Raw genomic sequence first — 14,825 nt, 5'->3', positions numbered from 1 at the left:
CTCGCCAATAATGCTATGTTTTATAGGCTACAAAACTATAGGAGGAATAACAATTGAAAAAATTATTTTGGAGTAAAAAATTGTCCATGGTTGCTGGTCTTGCGATTGTGTCGCTTTTAAGCGCTTGTGGAAATGACGAGGATACAGCTACAGAAGAAGAAAAATCAGCTTGGGACGACATCCAAGAAGAGGGCAGCTTAACTGTTGCTACATCTGGTACATTATTTCCGACATCTTACCGTTCTGAAGGATCTGATGAATTAACGGGATTTGAAGTGGAAGTTGTACGTGAAATTGGCGAGCGTCTTGAACTTGAAATTGAGTTCACGGAACTTGGATTTGATGAAATGTTAACTTCTGTTCAAACAGGACAAGTTGATTTGGCTGCGAACGACATCGAAATCACAGAAGACCGTGAAGAAAACTTCATCTTCTCGACACCCTTCAAATACTCTTACGGAACAGCAATTGTTCGTTCAGGAGATTTGTCTGGAATTGAGACGCTAGAAGATTTAGAAGGCAAAAAAGCTGCAGGTGCTTCAACTTCTGTTTACATGCAAATGGCTCGTGAATACGGCGCTGAAGAAGTGGTATACGACAACGCAACAAACGAAACTTACTTGCGCGATGTGGCAATTGGGCGTACAGACGTTATTTTAAACGACTACTACCTACAAACTTTAGCGCTAGCTGCGTTTCCAGAGCTAGAAATTACAATCCATCCAAACTTGAAATACAGCCCTTCTGAAGTTGGCGTGGTTATGAACAAAGACAACTCAGAACTAGCGGACAATGTGAATGGTGTCATTGAAGAAATGCTAGAAGACGGCACTATCGCTGAAATCTCTGCAGAATTCTTTAACGGTGCCGATGTAACTCAAAAAGTAAATATTGAAGAATAATATCAAAAAGCTGCTCATCCTTTGAGCAGCTTTTTTTTGATGTAAACTAATCATCCTCCCACTTATTGGATATACTGTCCAAAAAATGAGCAATACTGTCCATATCAATGAAAATACTGTCCAAATGGGGACAAATACTGTCCAAATGATAGGAAATACTGTCCAAACTGGATTTGCTTCTTTCTAATCTATTCTGTACACCTCTATAACCCGTATACTAGAATGAATATGTAAGAATTATCTGGATATGGAGGGATGTTGATGAACGCTTTTTTTTCGCCGCTCGGTGACCAGGCGATTGCAGTAGATCTTGGCAATAAAATCGATGAAGAAACGGAACAACAAGTAAGAAAACTTTCTATTCTTCTAGAAAGTCGCCAACCGGAATGGTTGATCGAAGTGATACCCGCTTTTGTTACTGTATCCGTCTTTTACGATCCGTGTATCGCAACATACGATGTCGTGAAAGCAGAAATTGAAGAACTTCTGAATCATTTAGGTGACGACCTCCCCATCCAATCAAGAACCATCGAAATTCCCGTTTGTTATGGCGGTGAATTCGGACCCGACTTAGAATTTGTCGCACAGCATAATAACTTAACAGCTCGCGAAGTGATCGATATTCATACATCTGGAGATTATTCTGTTCATATGATTGGCTTTGCTCCAGGATTTCCGTTTATCGGAGGCATGTCTGAAAAAATTGCCGCACCTCGTCGCGATTCCCCGCGCCTCCGCATTCCAGAACGTACTGTTGGCATTGCGGGCAATCAAACCGGGGCTTATCCAATCGAAACTCCTGGTGGTTGGCAACTAATTGGGCGAACTCCGATTCGATTGTTTCGACCGGAAGACGAGATTCCAAGCTTACTTCAAGCAGGCGACAAAATTATTTTCAAGGAAATTTCAAAAAAAGAGTATGATGCATGGGAGGACGAGCCAAATGCTGAAAATACATAAAGGCGGCTTGCAAACTTCGGTTCAAGACTTGGGACGTACTGGATTCCAAAAGTATGGCGTCATTGCAAGCGGGGTTATGGATCCTTTCGCGCACCGCTTAGCTAATTTACTTGTTGGAAACGACGAACAATCGGCCACCCTTGAAATTTCGCTAGTTGGACCGAAAATTCAATTTACCGAAGATGCCCTTATCGCTTTATGCGGTGGAGATTTAAGTCCCAAAATAGACGGCTCTCCTATTAAAACGTGGCGAATGCTCGTCGTGAAAAAAGACAGTACCCTAACGTTTGGTGAGCCTCGTATCGGTGCACGCTGTTACTTAGCTGTTGCTGGCGGTATTCAAGTCGAAGAGGTAATGGGTAGTCGTTCTACATACTTGCGTGCTGGAATCGGCGGATTTCAAGGACGGTCTTTAACAAAAGGCGATGACATACATACGGGTGAGCTAACTCCCATGCAACTAAAAGCACTCGAGCGAAGCAGTGACAGTGAATTTGATTGGCTTGTTCCACCCGCTCGTTATTTTGAAGAACCCATTATTCGGATGATCAAAGGTAAACAATTTGAGTTGTTTAATGAGGCGAGCAAAGAACAGATTTTCACCGAAGCATTCTCTGTCTCCGGCAACTCTGACCGCATGGGTTACCGATTAGAAGGTCCGAATCTAGCTTTAGAAGAGCCTACTGAATTGATTTCCGAAGCGGTGGCGTTTGGTTCTGTTCAAGTTCCGAGTGACGGCAACCCGATTATTTTAATGGCTGACCGGCAAACGACAGGCGGCTACCCGAAAATCGGACAAGTGGCATCTGTCGACTTGCCACTGATCGCGCAATTAAAACAAGGCGAGTGGTTACGCTTTAAAGAAATTTCCTTAGCCGATGCTCAACAACGGTTGATCGAACAAGAGCAGCACATTCGAGAAATAAAAGCCTCAATCCAACTAAAACAGGAGGAATGGAAATGACTTATCGAGTAGATTTAAACTGCGATATGGGTGAAAGTTTTGGCGCTTACACAATGGGCAACGACGAAGAAATTCTCGATTATGTAACGTCAGCGAACATCGCTTGTGGCTTTCATGCAGGCGACCCAACGACGATGAGGAAAACCGTCAAATTAGCGCTCGAGAAAAACGTCGGGATCGGTGCTCATCCCGGCCTTCAAGACTTGGTCGGCTTTGGACGTCGGAATATCGCATTATCTCCTCAAGAAGCTTATGACCTAGTCGTCTATCAAATTGGCGCTTTGTCAGGCTTTGTCAAAGCAGAAGGCGGTCAATTGCAACACGTCAAAGCGCACGGTGCTTTATACAATATGGCTGTAAAAGATGCTGCGTTGTCAGAAGCAATTGCTGAAGCCGTTTATAAAATTGACCCAGAGCTTGTACTGTTTGGACTGTCTGGCAGTGAAATCGTAAAAGCTGGAAAAAACATCGGACTGCGCACAGCCAATGAAGTCTTTTCAGATCGCACGTACCAGCGAGACGGCTCGTTAACACCAAGGTCACAAAGCAATGCGTTAATCACGGATTCCAAGCTCGCTATAGATCAAGTGGTTCGGATGGTCAAAGAAAATAAAGTCACGACGGTCGATCAAACAGATGCGTTGCTACAAGCAGATACGATTTGCATTCACGGCGATGGGATTCACGCACTGGATTTTGCGGTTCAAATTTCAAAATCTCTAAAAGAATCGAATATCAACATCGTAAAAGTACAGGAATTTGTTTAATACATACTTAGGGGGATTTTGATGAAGAGTGCACCAAAAATGAAAAATACAAACCGCAGCGTCTTGCTTGGCGCAGCTTTCCTAATGGCAACTTCAGCGATTGGGCCCGGCTTTTTAACACAAACAACTGTTTTTACAGAGACCTTACTCGCTTCTTTTGGATTTGTTATTTTAATCTCAATTATTATTGATATCGGTGCACAAACAAACATTTGGCGCATCATCGCAGTGTCAGGAAAACGAGCTCAAGATATTGCCAATGACGTGTTACCAGGCCTCGGTTATTTCCTGGCCTTACTCGTTGTCATGGGAGGTCTAGCATTTAACATCGGAAATATCGGTGGTGCTGGACTTGGGACAAACGTATTGTTTGGAATCGATCCAAAAACCGGCGCTCTATTAAGTGGTGTGCTGGCGATTGGCATCTTTGTTGTAAAAGAAGCAGGACGTGCAATGGACCGTTTCGCCCAAATTCTTGGCTTTGTGATGATCGGCTTAACGGTTTACGTCATGATTACAGCTCAACCACCTGTTGGTGAAGCGATTACCAAAACCTTTATTCCAGATAACATTGACATCTTTGCCATTGTCACATTGGTCGGCGGTACCGTTGGTGGTTACATCACGTTTGCCGGCGGTCACCGATTGATTGATGCGGGACTGACCGGTAAAGCCGCGTTACCAGAAGTTACGAGAAGCTCGATTTATGCAATCGGGATTGCTTCACTAATGCGTATTATTTTATTTTTAGCGGTGTTAGGCGTCGTATCTCAAGGTCTTTCTCTAGACCCAGACAACCCACCTGCATCTGTCTTCCAGCTTGCCGCGGGTAACGTTGGTTACAAAATGTTCGGGATCGTTATGTGGGCAGCTGCCGTAACTTCAGTTGTCGGTGCTGCTTACACATCTGTATCCTTTATTCGTTCGTTCAGCCCAGCGCTTGAAAAATACCACCGCTTGTTGACTATTAGTTTTATTGTCATCTCGACAGCCGTTTTCGTGATTATTGGAAAACCTGTCTTGATTTTAGTGCTTGTTGGATCGGTTAACGGATTAATTTTACCGATCGCACTGGGCGTTATGTTGATCGCTGCTCACAAAGTCAAAATTGTTGGCGACTACAAACATCCTTTATGGATGACGATTTTCGGACTTATCATTGTCGTTTCTATGGCATGGATGGGAACATATACATTAATGAATGGTATTCCAGCACTATTCAAATAACTTCTCATGCGAGTTAACAACACAAAAAACCAGGAAGGCCTCACCCGAGGTCTTCCTGGTTTTTTTGATCGTACCTATTTAGAAGAAGTTCCCGATTCTAGAAGTTCACTTTTACTTGTCGCCTCAGTTACGCGCGAATCTTGTAACCAACAAGCTACAGAATGCCCTGTTTCCGTCACCGTGTCGCGTGGGGTATACGTATGGCATACGGTCATCGTATGTGGACACCTCGCAGCAAATGCACACCCTTCTCCAAGCGTTGCTAAGTTAGGCGGGGAACCGGCAATTGGCATTAACGGTTGACCACGGTCTTCATTTAATTTGGGCATGGAACGTAAAAGTCCGAGTGTATATGGATGCTGAGGATTGTAGAAAATTTCATCCAAAGTTCCTTGCTCGACAATTTTGCCCCCGTACATCACAGCTACACGGTCAGCCATATTGGCCACTACACCTAAGTCATGAGTGATTAAAATAATGGCTGTTTCGGTTTTCTTTTGCAGGTCTTTCATCAATTCCAGAATTTGCGCTTGAATGGTTACATCCAAAGCAGTCGTCGGTTCATCGGCAATCAACACCTTTGGGTTACACGCAAGTGCTAACGCGATTACCACACGCTGCCTCATCCCACCTGAAAATTGGTGCGGATAATTATCAAGCCGGCTTTCTGCTTGCGGAATCCCTACTAACTTCAGCATATCTAGTGCGCGTTCACGCGCCTGAGCTTTTGTTAAGTTTTCGTGCCGCTGAACGCCTTCCATAATTTGTTTGCCGACTTTCATTGTTGGGTTTAAAGAAGTCATCGGATCTTGAAACACCATTGAAATTTCCGAACCGCGCAAATCGGTAATTTGGTTTTTCGTCATTTTCAATAAACTTTCACTTTTATAGGTAATATCTCCTTTTGTCACTTCCGTTGTCGCTTTCGGCAACAACTGCATAATGGATTTCGCGGTTACCGATTTACCCGAACCCGATTCCCCAACAATTGCGAGTGTTTCTCCTTTTTTCAACTCAAAGTTCACGCCCCGTACCGCTGTCAGTTTACCGTGTTGAGTTTTAAACGCTACATGCAAATCTTCGACTGTCAAAATGGTATTGGTCATGGTCGGAACTCCTTTATTTTCTCATTTTCGGATCGAGTGCATCACGCAGTCCATCGCCAAGCAAATTGAAAGAAATCATGATAATGCTGATCACTAACGCCGGGAAAATTAATTTATATGGGAAATAACGCATCGATTTGTATCCATCTTCAATGAGTACCCCAAGAGATGCCAGTGGTGCTTGTAGCCCCAGTCCGATAAAACTTAAAAAGGCTTCAAAGAAAATCGCCGTTGGAATCGTGAACATCACCGTGACAATAATCGGTCCCATAACATTCGGCAAAAGATGCTTGGAAATAAGCCTTGGGTTTGAAGCTCCGAGTGTCCGTGAAGCCAATACAAACTCCTGACCTTTCAACTGCAGCACTTGGCCACGCACCACACGCGCCATTCCAACCCATCCCGTTATGACCATCGCCAAAATAATCGATGTAATTCCAGGTTCTAGCACCAATATAAATAAAATAATAACGATCAAGTTTGGAATCCCCATTAAAATTTCAATGATTCGCTGCATCACATTATCGATACGCCCTCCATAAAAAGAAGAAATACCGCCATAAATCACACCTATCACCAAATCGAGGGCCGCTGCTACTAAAGCGATAAACAGCGAAATCTGCGTTCCTCTCCACACACGCGTCCAAAGATCGCGTCCAAATTCATCAGTTCCAAACCAATAATTGATCTGAACATCTCGCTCCGCGTATTGATCGACGCCTTGTGAGTTTAATCCGTTAAAGCCCATCCACTCTAACCCTTCAATTTTTGGTGGCAAATTAGAATGTGCTAAGTTTTGTTCGCGATAAGAAAATTCGTTCATTCCGGGTCCAATTAACGCTAAAACAATTAAGAAGACCAGCAAAATTAATGAAATCATCGCTCCCTTGTTTTTAATGAGACGTTGAAACGCTTCTTTCCAAAAAGAAACAGCAGGCGTTCCAATTTCTTCACTTTTTCGTTGGTCAAGCGGTGCTTTCACAAATAAGTCTGATGGAATTTCATCATACGCATATTGGTTTTGTACTTGCAAATCTTGGTGCGGAGGAAGGTTTGGTGTATTTTTGGTCATGCCGCTCCCCCCTTATAGTTAATACGTGGATCCAATAAGCTGTAAATGATATCTACAACAAAGACCACAAAAATAAACAACGCACTATAAAAGATGGTGATTCCCATAATTACGCTGTAGTCGAGCACAAGAATCGATAACGTGAATTGTTCACCTAGTCCTGGTACGGCGAATATCTTTTCGATCACTAACGTACCTGTCATGATTGAAACCGCCAGTGGCCCTAACATCGTCACAACCGGAATTAGCGCATTGCGGATTACGTGTTTGACCATTACTTGGTTTTCTTTTAATCCTTTTGCTCTCGCTGTGATGATATAATCTTGTCCGATTACTTCAAGCATCTCACTGCGGATAAACCTGGCAACAGTCGCTGTGACCGTCACGGACAAAGCGATGGATGGTAACAGCGTACTGGAGTAACCTTCCCATAAAGCAACAGGCAGCCAACCCAATTTAACGCCAACGTAATATTGCAATAACGCCGCAAAGACGAATGACGGAATCGACATTCCCAATACAGCCAAGGTTACGGAACCATAATCCAAAATCGAGTTATGTTTTAAAGCTGAAACAATTCCGAGTAACAATCCAACAACAGCACCAAACACTAAAGCTTGGAGGCCGATAAATGCAGAAGGTCCAATCCGGTCGCTAATCATACTTGTAACCGTCCGTCCTTCATGTTGGAACGAATACCCCAAATCCCCTTGAAGCAAGTTCCCAATGTACTGTATGTATTGCATAGCAACAGGTTGGTCCAGTCCATATTTAGCATTTAAAATCGCTAATTGGCTATCCGTTAATTTTTCTGGATTAGTAAACGGTGTTCCTGGTAAGAGCTGCATTAAGAAAAACGTCGCTGTGACAATAATGAAAAGCGTAATAAGCATAAAGCCAATTCGCTGCAGTAAATAACGTGTCATATGAACACCTCAGTTCTATAGGGTGAAATGAAAAGCGCAAGCACCCATGTAGCTCTGACGGGCATAAGACAGACCAGCAGAGTGGCGTTCTTTGCCACGCCGCTGGGTTGACTTATGACCCTAAGAGCTGGGTGCTGGAGCTAGACATGAAAAGCGCAAGCTGCCGTTTAGATTCGACGGGCATAAGATGCATTGGCGAAGCGACATGGTTTCAGTCGCACAGCCGAGGTGGCTTATGACCCCGAGAATCTGGCAGCTGTAGCTAGACAAACAAGATGCAAAAAATGATATATAAGAAAACTCAAGTAACAAGCTACCTGTTATACATCGCTCCGGCCGCTTTGGGCATGGCTCCCGCTACGAGCCGAGAAAACCCCTCGTCTCATAGCTTCGCCTAGCCCGTGGACGCGCCGTCGCTAATTTAGTTTACTGGAAGTACCAGTTGTAGAACCTCACTTTGTTCATTTTCTAAATAAAAGCTAACAAATTTAGTTTCTCTTAAACCATCAAAAATACGAGGGTGCCCGGGAAACCGGCTACACCCTCGTATCTATAAGCTGCAAACCTGTTTTATTCTTCGATCGTCACCCATTTGTACGAGAATGAAGCGCCTGTTGGGTGCACTAATAGATTTTTAATTTTGCTTCTCATCAATACAGCTGTTCCACCTTGGTAAAGAGGTGCGATTGCTGCATCTTCTTCTAGCAAGACTTTTTCAATCTCCAACAACATTTGGTAACGTTTCTCAGCATCCGTTTCCGTTCTTGCTGATGCAACCAATTCTTGAATTTTTTCATTTGAATAATCCATACGGTTAGCAGATCCGCCTTCTAACCACATATCCAAGTAAGTCATTGGATCGCTGTAATCTGGTCCCCATGAAGATAGAGACAAATCGTATTCAATCGCTTTTTCGATTTCTAAACGTTGCGCAAATGGTACAGCTTTAATATTCAATTTAAATCCAGGAAGGTTGTCTTCCAATTGTGCTTGAATATACTCAGCCACTTTTTTGTGGTCTTCTGAGTCTGCAATGTTAATCGAAACCGCTACATCTGTTGCACCAGTTTCTTTAAGCCCTTCTTCCCACAGTTTCTGTGCTTCTTCTACTGTGCCTGTGTTGAAATCTCCGTTTAAGTCGCGGAAATCTTCACCTGCTGGCGATTGGAAGAATCCTTTTGGAACCACACCGTTTAAAGCTGTAGAACCGTCTTTCAAAATAACTTCTGTTAAACTTTCTTTGTCGATTGCCATGTTAACGGCTTTACGGATGTTTTTATTACCTAGTACCGGATGGTTGTGATTAAAGCGTAGGAAAAAGATTTCCGGCTCTAAAATTGTTTCAAAGTTTTCGTCGCCTTTGTTTTGATCAACTGCTTCTGAACTTAATACGACGCGGTCCACTTTGTTTGTTTCGTATAAGTTGATACCTGCTGCCGGGTCTTTTACTACATATGCATTAATCGCGTCTAACTTAACTGCATCTGCATCCCAGTAGTCTTCGTTCTTTTCGTAGTTCCAACCTTGCTCATGCGTCCAGTCTACTAATGTGAATGGTCCGTTGAATAGGATGTTTTCTGCTTCTAATGCATATTGATCACCTTGCTCTTCAACAAACTTCTGGTTTTGAGGCAAGAAGGTTGGGAACGTCATTAATGATTGGAACAATGGGTTAGCTGCTTCCAATGTAACTTCCAACGTTTTTTCATCAAGTGCTTTAACCCCTAAATCTTCTGCGTCCATTTCTTCGTTCATGATCGCTTCAGCGTTTTTAATGCCTGCTGTAACAAACATAAAGCTATATGGGCTTGCATCTTTCATTACACGTTTCCAAGCGAATTCGAAATCTTGTGCAGTAACCGGTTCTCCATTACTCCAGTTTGAATCGCGCAATGTAAACGTATGAACAGTTTTGTCTTCATTTTCTGTATGGTCTGTTACTAAAGCTTCAATTGGTTCATGGTTTTCGTCTTGGCGGTAAAGACCTTCGTTGACGTTATTCAATACCGTAAAGGCGATGCCGTCATGTGCTTTTGTAGAATCTAACGTAGGGATATCTGCTGCAGTTGAGATGTTTAATACTTGTCCAGCTTCCCCTTCTGAGCCGCCACTTTCTTCATTCGAACTGTCTGAAGAATTAAAGTTACAGCCTGCTAAGAATAAAACAAATGCAATCATGATCATGAAAATTTGTGTTTTTCTTTCTCTCCACATATTCCTACCCCCAATTATTTTGATAATTCTTATTAATCATAATTGTTATTGTACAAATAGGCAACAAGATGTTTAAATTTTCAAATATATATATGGCATGGTAATCTTTAATTAAGACTAGAAAGGAATATACCTCATGAATTTCAAACTTATTTTATTATTTATTTCGTTGAGTGTTTCACTTGTTTCACCCTTCCTTCTATATAAGCAATGGACTCTCGTAGCTTGGTTTGACGCATTATTTTTGATTGGCCTATTATTATTAATGATTTATTCCGTGATGGTATTAGTCGAAGGACAGTTTTTTACAGCGTTTTTAAAAAGCACTCGAAACTTTTTTGCAAAAACAAATAAAAAAGATCAACTCATTCGAGAAAGTGAAAAACGTTCGTTAGAATCCGTAAGTTTCCGTAAAGAATTTCCTGATCGCGCATCTTTTCTACAAGTTGGCTTACTCTTTTGCATTGGGAGTTTATTGATCTCATCTGCTATCTATTTTTTAACTTAATCGACTAGTAAAAAACGGCAACGCCTCCAAAAGGCGTTGCCGTTTTCCATTACAAAGATCTTATTCTCCGGTTAAGGCGATTTCGATTTGCTCTATAATCTTTTCTAGATAGCCGGTGCTGTGCGGCACCAAATCCGTTAAGCTAATCTCTTTCTTAAAATATTGTCTTTCTTCTAACGTTGACAAAAACCCTTCCACTTCTATTCTCTCGTTCTCTCTTGCAATTAACGCCGCCAATTCTCTAAAATCAACTTTTGCCATACCCGCAACTTCTTCTTTTTGTAACTCGAACGTTTCGTCATAGTTGTCTTTTTTGCGATATAAAAAGCAATGGCAATGCTCATTGTCGACGAAATTTCCTATAGCTAGTTGATCTTGAATGGTACCAAGAGGGAAGAGTTCGTTAAACTCCACTCTGAGTCCAAGCTCTTCTCGTACTTCTCGAACTCCGTCTTTAACTGTTTCATCTGCTAACAAATGTCCTGCAGCTGTAATATCAAACAGACCAGGAAAATCTTTTTTGTCATTACTGCGCAACTGCAGATAAATCATATCTCTATCCTTCTCGCGACTAACCACCCAACAATGAAAAGTTTCATGCCAGTAACCTTTTTCATGTACCACCTGCCGACTCGCTACGCCTTGTGCCACTCGGTGTTCATCGTAAATACGTAAGTTTTCCGTTTCCATTTTTATTGCCTCGTTTTCCATAGTATTAAGTATATTGATTAAAAAGAGTGCCATCAGGTGCAACATGTTTAATAAACAACAAATCTTCTTCGGTTACATCCGGCACAAAAAATTCCGTTCCCCACTGCTCGGAAGAAAAAACATGTTGCTCGCCATTACTTAAAAACACGGCAAACCAAGCCAGCCTTCTTTCTCGCTTCATAGGACGCGTGATCAAAAATTCAGCGATTTCTACAGTTAGTAAACCCGTAAAAATCGTCATGCCATCTTTTACTGTAATTTCAAAAAGCCCTGGCACATTTGACGTAAATTCTTCAATGGCGACCACTTCTTCGTTCCAACAATGAATTTCAAAACTATCGGATTTGGCCAGAAAATATTCCATTAGCAAGAGCCAATAATCATAATTACCAATAACCGGGATTCGTTCTTCTCCTCGATTGTCTACAAACTCTGTCAGTTCAAACTGCAATTGTGTTTTAAGTTCCATACATGTGTCACCTGCCCTTTTTTATTGCAGCTTATCAATACTATTGTTCATTGTTTTAAATCTTCATAGTAACTTAAAGCTTCTAGTAAAAATTCTTTATCATACTGTGTTTTTTCATGAATTCTTGCTACCCATTCTTGTAAGGTCTCAACATTTGAATCCCGATACAGTCCCGTTTTCGTACTCCGAAAGCTATGCCAATTATCAAATTCCCAATGAACCGTTTCACCTTTTTCCTGTAACCGAACTTCCACCAGCGGCTCCGGGTGAATGTGATGTTGAGAATATTCGGCTGCTTCCCAAAAGTAATCACGTTCAATGGGTTCTGTCATATAAACTTGACTAGACTTTTTGCCATTCGGTCGAAAATACACAATCTCAAATCCTTTTTCAACCGGCCGTACTTGCACTTCCGCTCCCGGGAAAAAACCCGTCTGTTTATTGCTATCAAACGCTTTACTCGTAAAGTCGATTAAAATTGGTTGAATCCATTGGTCCCCCAAATCACATAAAAATCTCCGACCAGATTGATCTTCAGCAAGTATGGCTGCATGAGCTTGTACTGTTTTCAAGTGGCTGCCTATTGGATACGCTTTAACACCCTCCGCATCAAAAGCTGACAGCAACCAAATCGCCAAATCAAAACAATTTCCTGTGATCTTGTACTGATGGTAATGTTTCTGCATTTGTTCCACGCTACGTTGCTTATTCTCTCCTGAGCGCTGGTAGTACCAAGCCTTGGTCAACGTCTCCACTGGAAAGCCATCAAACTGGTGCCATACCGTAAGAATTGCTGCTGGTGCTTCTATCATATCCACCTTCTTTTTCTTATTCGCTTGGCTATTACTTCTATTTTTTCTTTTGAAATTCCTTCTCGCAAGGAAAACCACTTTCTATCTAATTTTACGAAATAAAAAAGAACAGGCACATGGCCTGCTCTTTTTTGAGGTGGTGAAGTTAATCATCCAATAAACTTTTTCGCTGACGAATTTGATAGTAGTTTAGTTGCTTGAATAATTCCGAAGATGCTCCTTGGCTCACAGAAAATTCTACTCCGCATTCCACTACATCTACTCCTGTTGCCTTTCGTACAATCGATCCTTCAAGTAAAAAGTCTTTCTCTAATAATTCAAAGCTACAAGATACGCTTTCTCCGATTGGGAGATTGAGAGGAGAAGAAAATACTAGGCCCCCTGCACTTACATCATAAATTTGAATCGGTAAAAAACTGCCTCCGTACACTGAAACTTTTCCACTTAAAGCTTGATTGAAACTAACTCGAAAAAACTCTCGACGATTATCCGACATTTCGCCCTCTCCATCCTTACTCACATGTATAAGTTAATGAGCAACCCTTTGATTTCACCAACTAGATCTAAAGTACCGATACCTTCTTTTTCATTATCCAATATTTGGTCTTGGATTTCAATTAGTTTTTTATCGATAATTTTTACAATTTGTTGGGGCTTTATACTACCGTCTGAAGTAAAGCTTTGTTCATCTGATAGATGCAGACCATATTGAACCGATTCACTAACAAATTTCTTTACTGCTTGTTTATAACTAACCAAGTTTTCAAAGGTTCGCTGATTTGCTAGCTTTTGGCCTTGTTTATCTACATGTTCCATTAAACGATTTAACGAGTCGTGATGTAATTTTGACTGAGACTTGTTCATAGCAGAGGCAAAAGGAGTATTCGTTTTGCTATTGGTTAATTGTTTAGAAACCCTGTCGTTTGAAATAGTCGTTTGGCTATCAATACGCAATTACAACACTCCATTCCCTTTGTAATTGCTTCGCTTCATGCTATTCATATGAACAATAAGATCTACTTTGCCATAATCGATTTGCAGCACTTTAGCAATTTGCTTAGAAGAAAACCCTTGTTTAGAAAGCTGCATAATCTTTTCTATTTCTATAGACGTTTCATAAGGCATAGCTTGCTCAAGAAACGTTGAAACATCTTTTTTTTCCAATTGCTTAATTCGTTCTGATAGTTGCATTTCACTATTTTTTATATAGGTGATTAATTTATCGTAAAGTTCATTGTTTTCTTCTTCGAGTTGCGTTACAAAATTGGCCATACTTTCATAGACTCCATCTGAGCCTTCATCGTTTCTCTTACTTTTGACTGTCAGCATCAACAAGAGATTTAGCAACAACAGAAAAATACTCCCCGCAATTAATAAATATTCCATTGTCATCACTTTGGCCTCCAATCTGTTTTTTACTTTTAGTAATTGTCATGTACAGATAAAACTGAAGCGTGTAATCGGAGCATCGCTTTTGAGTGAAGTTGAGATACTCTCGAGACGCTAACGTTTAGAATTTCGGCGATTTCCGTTAACTTCATTTCTTCAAAATAACACAAGGACACTGTAATTTTTTCTTTTTCTGGCAGGCGTTCAATCGCACGGACCAATGATTCTTTCATTATTTGTTCTGATAAATGACGCTCTGGTGAAGCCACGTGGTAATTTACCAGCTTTCCTTGTTCTTCAAAATTCTCGTCGTCCATTGATATCATTGTTGATAAAGCCGCTTCAGAAACTGTTTTATTGAGTTCTGCTTTTGTAATCCCTAAATAAGAGCTGACTTCCTCATCAGAAACTGAAGCACTGCTTTGTTGCTCTAATAACAGAAAGGCTTTTTCAATTTTTTTTACTTTGTCTCTAACGGACCTCGGTAGCCAGTCACTTTGACGAAGCCCGTCAATGATGGCTCCTTTAATACGCCAAGAAGCATAAGTTTCAAATTTCAAATCTCTCTCAATGTTGAATTTGCTGAGAGCATCGAGCAATCCCTCATAAGCATAACTGCGAACGTCATCTTTTTCGACAGTCTTGGGCAAACTGATCATGAATCGTTGAATCACGTAATCGACCAAAGGAAGATACTGTTCCACTAGGTATTCACCAGCATCTGGGTCACGGTGTTGTTGCCAGTCACTCCAACAAACAAGCTCTTCTTTTGATAATTTATGATTCAGCATGATTTTC

General features: G+C 41.4%; 17 protein-coding genes. 6 read left to right on the top strand and 11 right to left on the bottom strand.

Annotated features, from left to right (window positions below; translation table 11 throughout):
- Positions 1-53: 53 nt before the first annotated feature.
- From BCM40_RS01360 to BCM40_RS01340, 5 genes are all read left to right on the top strand, one after another.
- Positions 54-902 (top strand): transporter substrate-binding domain-containing protein, encoded by an 849-nt coding sequence (locus BCM40_RS01360; RefSeq protein WP_065527497.1) that lies wholly within the window; start codon positions 54-56, stop codon positions 900-902.
- 261 nt (positions 903-1,163) lie between these two features.
- On the top strand, positions 1,164-1,862 hold the full coding sequence (gene pxpB / locus BCM40_RS01355; RefSeq protein WP_065527498.1) for a 5-oxoprolinase subunit PxpB: 699 nt from the start codon (positions 1,164-1,166) through the stop codon (positions 1,860-1,862).
- The gene (locus tag BCM40_RS01350; protein WP_065527499.1) at positions 1,846-2,826 is read left to right on the top strand and encodes a 5-oxoprolinase subunit C family protein; all 981 of its coding nucleotides are present in this window, start codon (positions 1,846-1,848) and stop codon (positions 2,824-2,826) included. The genes pxpB and BCM40_RS01350 overlap by 17 nt, the downstream gene beginning before the upstream one ends.
- Positions 2,823-3,593, top strand: a complete 771-nt coding sequence (locus BCM40_RS01345) for a LamB/YcsF family protein (protein ID WP_065527500.1) — start codon at positions 2,823-2,825, stop codon at positions 3,591-3,593. Before BCM40_RS01350 ends, BCM40_RS01345 begins: the two co-directional genes overlap by 4 nt.
- A gap of 21 nt (positions 3,594-3,614) precedes the next feature.
- Complete coding sequence (locus BCM40_RS01340; RefSeq protein WP_065527501.1) at positions 3,615-4,820, top strand: NRAMP family divalent metal transporter; 1,206 nt, start codon at positions 3,615-3,617, stop codon at positions 4,818-4,820.
- A gap of 74 nt (positions 4,821-4,894) precedes the next feature.
- Here BCM40_RS01340 and BCM40_RS01335 read toward each other — a convergent pair whose 3' ends face one another.
- The 4 genes from BCM40_RS01335 to BCM40_RS01320 all read right to left on the bottom strand — a co-directional run bounded on the left by BCM40_RS01335 (position 4,895) and on the right by BCM40_RS01320 (position 10,138).
- Entirely contained in the window at positions 4,895-5,926 is a 1,032-nt protein-coding gene (locus tag BCM40_RS01335) for an ABC transporter ATP-binding protein (protein WP_065527502.1), read from the bottom strand.
- Between the two features lie 13 nt (positions 5,927-5,939).
- Positions 5,940-6,998 (bottom strand): oligopeptide ABC transporter permease, encoded by a 1,059-nt coding sequence (gene opp3C / locus BCM40_RS01330; RefSeq protein ID WP_065527503.1) that lies wholly within the window; start codon positions 6,996-6,998, stop codon positions 5,940-5,942.
- Positions 6,995-7,924, bottom strand: coding sequence for an ABC transporter permease (locus BCM40_RS01325; protein WP_008431790.1), 930 nt, complete (start codon positions 7,922-7,924; stop codon positions 6,995-6,997). The genes opp3C and BCM40_RS01325 overlap by 4 nt, the downstream gene beginning before the upstream one ends.
- A gap of 570 nt (positions 7,925-8,494) precedes the next feature.
- Positions 8,495-10,138: a peptide ABC transporter substrate-binding protein gene (locus BCM40_RS01320; RefSeq protein ID WP_065527504.1), complete on the bottom strand. Its 1,644-nt coding sequence runs from the start codon at positions 10,136-10,138 to the stop codon at positions 8,495-8,497.
- Between the two features lie 136 nt (positions 10,139-10,274).
- On the opposite strand from BCM40_RS01320, the gene BCM40_RS01315 reads away from it, so the two are divergent.
- Entirely contained in the window at positions 10,275-10,646 is a 372-nt protein-coding gene (locus BCM40_RS01315; RefSeq protein ID WP_065527505.1) for a DUF3899 domain-containing protein, read from the top strand.
- 60 nt (positions 10,647-10,706) lie between these two features.
- Here BCM40_RS01315 and BCM40_RS01310 read toward each other — a convergent pair whose 3' ends face one another.
- From BCM40_RS01310 to BCM40_RS01280, 7 genes are all read right to left on the bottom strand, one after another.
- Positions 10,707-11,336 (bottom strand): NUDIX hydrolase, encoded by a 630-nt coding sequence (locus BCM40_RS01310; RefSeq protein ID WP_065527506.1) that lies wholly within the window; start codon positions 11,334-11,336, stop codon positions 10,707-10,709.
- 25 nt (positions 11,337-11,361) lie between these two features.
- Positions 11,362-11,826 carry a hypothetical protein gene (locus BCM40_RS01305; RefSeq protein ID WP_065527507.1) on the bottom strand — a complete coding sequence of 155 codons (465 nt, stop codon included), beginning with the start codon at positions 11,824-11,826 and terminating at the stop codon, positions 11,362-11,364.
- Between the two features lie 47 nt (positions 11,827-11,873).
- A complete protein-coding gene (locus tag BCM40_RS01300; protein ID WP_065527508.1) occupies positions 11,874-12,638 on the bottom strand; it encodes a hypothetical protein in 765 nt (254 codons plus the stop codon).
- Positions 12,639-12,783: 145 nt separating this feature from the next.
- Positions 12,784-13,134: a PilZ domain-containing protein gene (locus BCM40_RS01295; RefSeq protein ID WP_065527509.1), complete on the bottom strand. Its 351-nt coding sequence runs from the start codon at positions 13,132-13,134 to the stop codon at positions 12,784-12,786.
- Positions 13,135-13,154: 20 nt separating this feature from the next.
- Positions 13,155-13,592 (bottom strand): YaaR family protein, encoded by a 438-nt coding sequence (locus BCM40_RS01290; protein WP_065527510.1) that lies wholly within the window; start codon positions 13,590-13,592, stop codon positions 13,155-13,157.
- Positions 13,593-14,030 carry a DUF6115 domain-containing protein gene (locus BCM40_RS01285; protein WP_083394451.1) on the bottom strand — a complete coding sequence of 146 codons (438 nt, stop codon included), beginning with the start codon at positions 14,028-14,030 and terminating at the stop codon, positions 13,593-13,595. It abuts the gene before it with no gap.
- Between the two features lie 29 nt (positions 14,031-14,059).
- Entirely contained in the window at positions 14,060-14,818 is a 759-nt protein-coding gene (locus tag BCM40_RS01280; RefSeq protein ID WP_065527773.1) for a FliA/WhiG family RNA polymerase sigma factor, read from the bottom strand.
- Positions 14,819-14,825 lie beyond the last annotated feature (7 nt).

The organism is Planococcus donghaensis (assembly GCF_001687665.2).
Taxonomy (GTDB): domain Bacteria; phylum Bacillota; class Bacilli; order Bacillales_A; family Planococcaceae; genus Planococcus; species Planococcus donghaensis.
The sequence above is the reverse complement of the archived record's forward strand: the minus strand, read 5'-3'. Positions and strand labels throughout refer to the sequence as shown.

Excerpts from the sequence above, each read along its gene's own strand:
- pxpB (WP_065527498.1), top strand. The coding sequence starts at position 1,164 with ATGAACGCTTTTTTTTCGCCGCTCGGTGACCAGGCGATTGCAGTAGAT.
- BCM40_RS01350 (WP_065527499.1), top strand. The coding sequence starts at position 1,846 with ATGCTGAAAATACATAAAGGCGGCTTGCAAACTTCGGTTCAAGACTTG.
- BCM40_RS01345 (WP_065527500.1), top strand. The coding sequence starts at position 2,823 with ATGACTTATCGAGTAGATTTAAACTGCGATATGGGTGAAAGTTTTGGC.
- BCM40_RS01340 (WP_065527501.1), top strand. The coding sequence starts at position 3,615 with ATGAAGAGTGCACCAAAAATGAAAAATACAAACCGCAGCGTCTTGCTT.
- BCM40_RS01335 (WP_065527502.1), bottom strand. The coding sequence starts at position 5,926 with ATGACCAATACCATTTTGACAGTCGAAGATTTGCATGTAGCGTTTAAA.
- opp3C (WP_065527503.1), bottom strand. The coding sequence starts at position 6,998 with ATGACCAAAAATACACCAAACCTTCCTCCGCACCAAGATTTGCAAGTA.
- BCM40_RS01325 (WP_008431790.1), bottom strand. The coding sequence starts at position 7,924 with ATGACACGTTATTTACTGCAGCGAATTGGCTTTATGCTTATTACGCTT.
- BCM40_RS01320 (WP_065527504.1), bottom strand. The coding sequence starts at position 10,138 with ATGTGGAGAGAAAGAAAAACACAAATTTTCATGATCATGATTGCATTT.
- BCM40_RS01315 (WP_065527505.1), top strand. The coding sequence starts at position 10,275 with ATGAATTTCAAACTTATTTTATTATTTATTTCGTTGAGTGTTTCACTT.
- BCM40_RS01310 (WP_065527506.1), bottom strand. The coding sequence starts at position 11,336 with ATGGAAACGGAAAACTTACGTATTTACGATGAACACCGAGTGGCACAA.
- BCM40_RS01305 (WP_065527507.1), bottom strand. The coding sequence starts at position 11,826 with ATGGAACTTAAAACACAATTGCAGTTTGAACTGACAGAGTTTGTAGAC.
- BCM40_RS01300 (WP_065527508.1), bottom strand. The coding sequence starts at position 12,638 with ATGATAGAAGCACCAGCAGCAATTCTTACGGTATGGCACCAGTTTGAT.
- BCM40_RS01295 (WP_065527509.1), bottom strand. The coding sequence starts at position 13,134 with ATGTCGGATAATCGTCGAGAGTTTTTTCGAGTTAGTTTCAATCAAGCT.
- BCM40_RS01285 (WP_083394451.1), bottom strand. The coding sequence starts at position 14,030 with ATGACAATGGAATATTTATTAATTGCGGGGAGTATTTTTCTGTTGTTG.
- BCM40_RS01280 (WP_065527773.1), bottom strand. The coding sequence starts at position 14,818 with ATGCTGAATCATAAATTATCAAAAGAAGAGCTTGTTTGTTGGAGTGAC.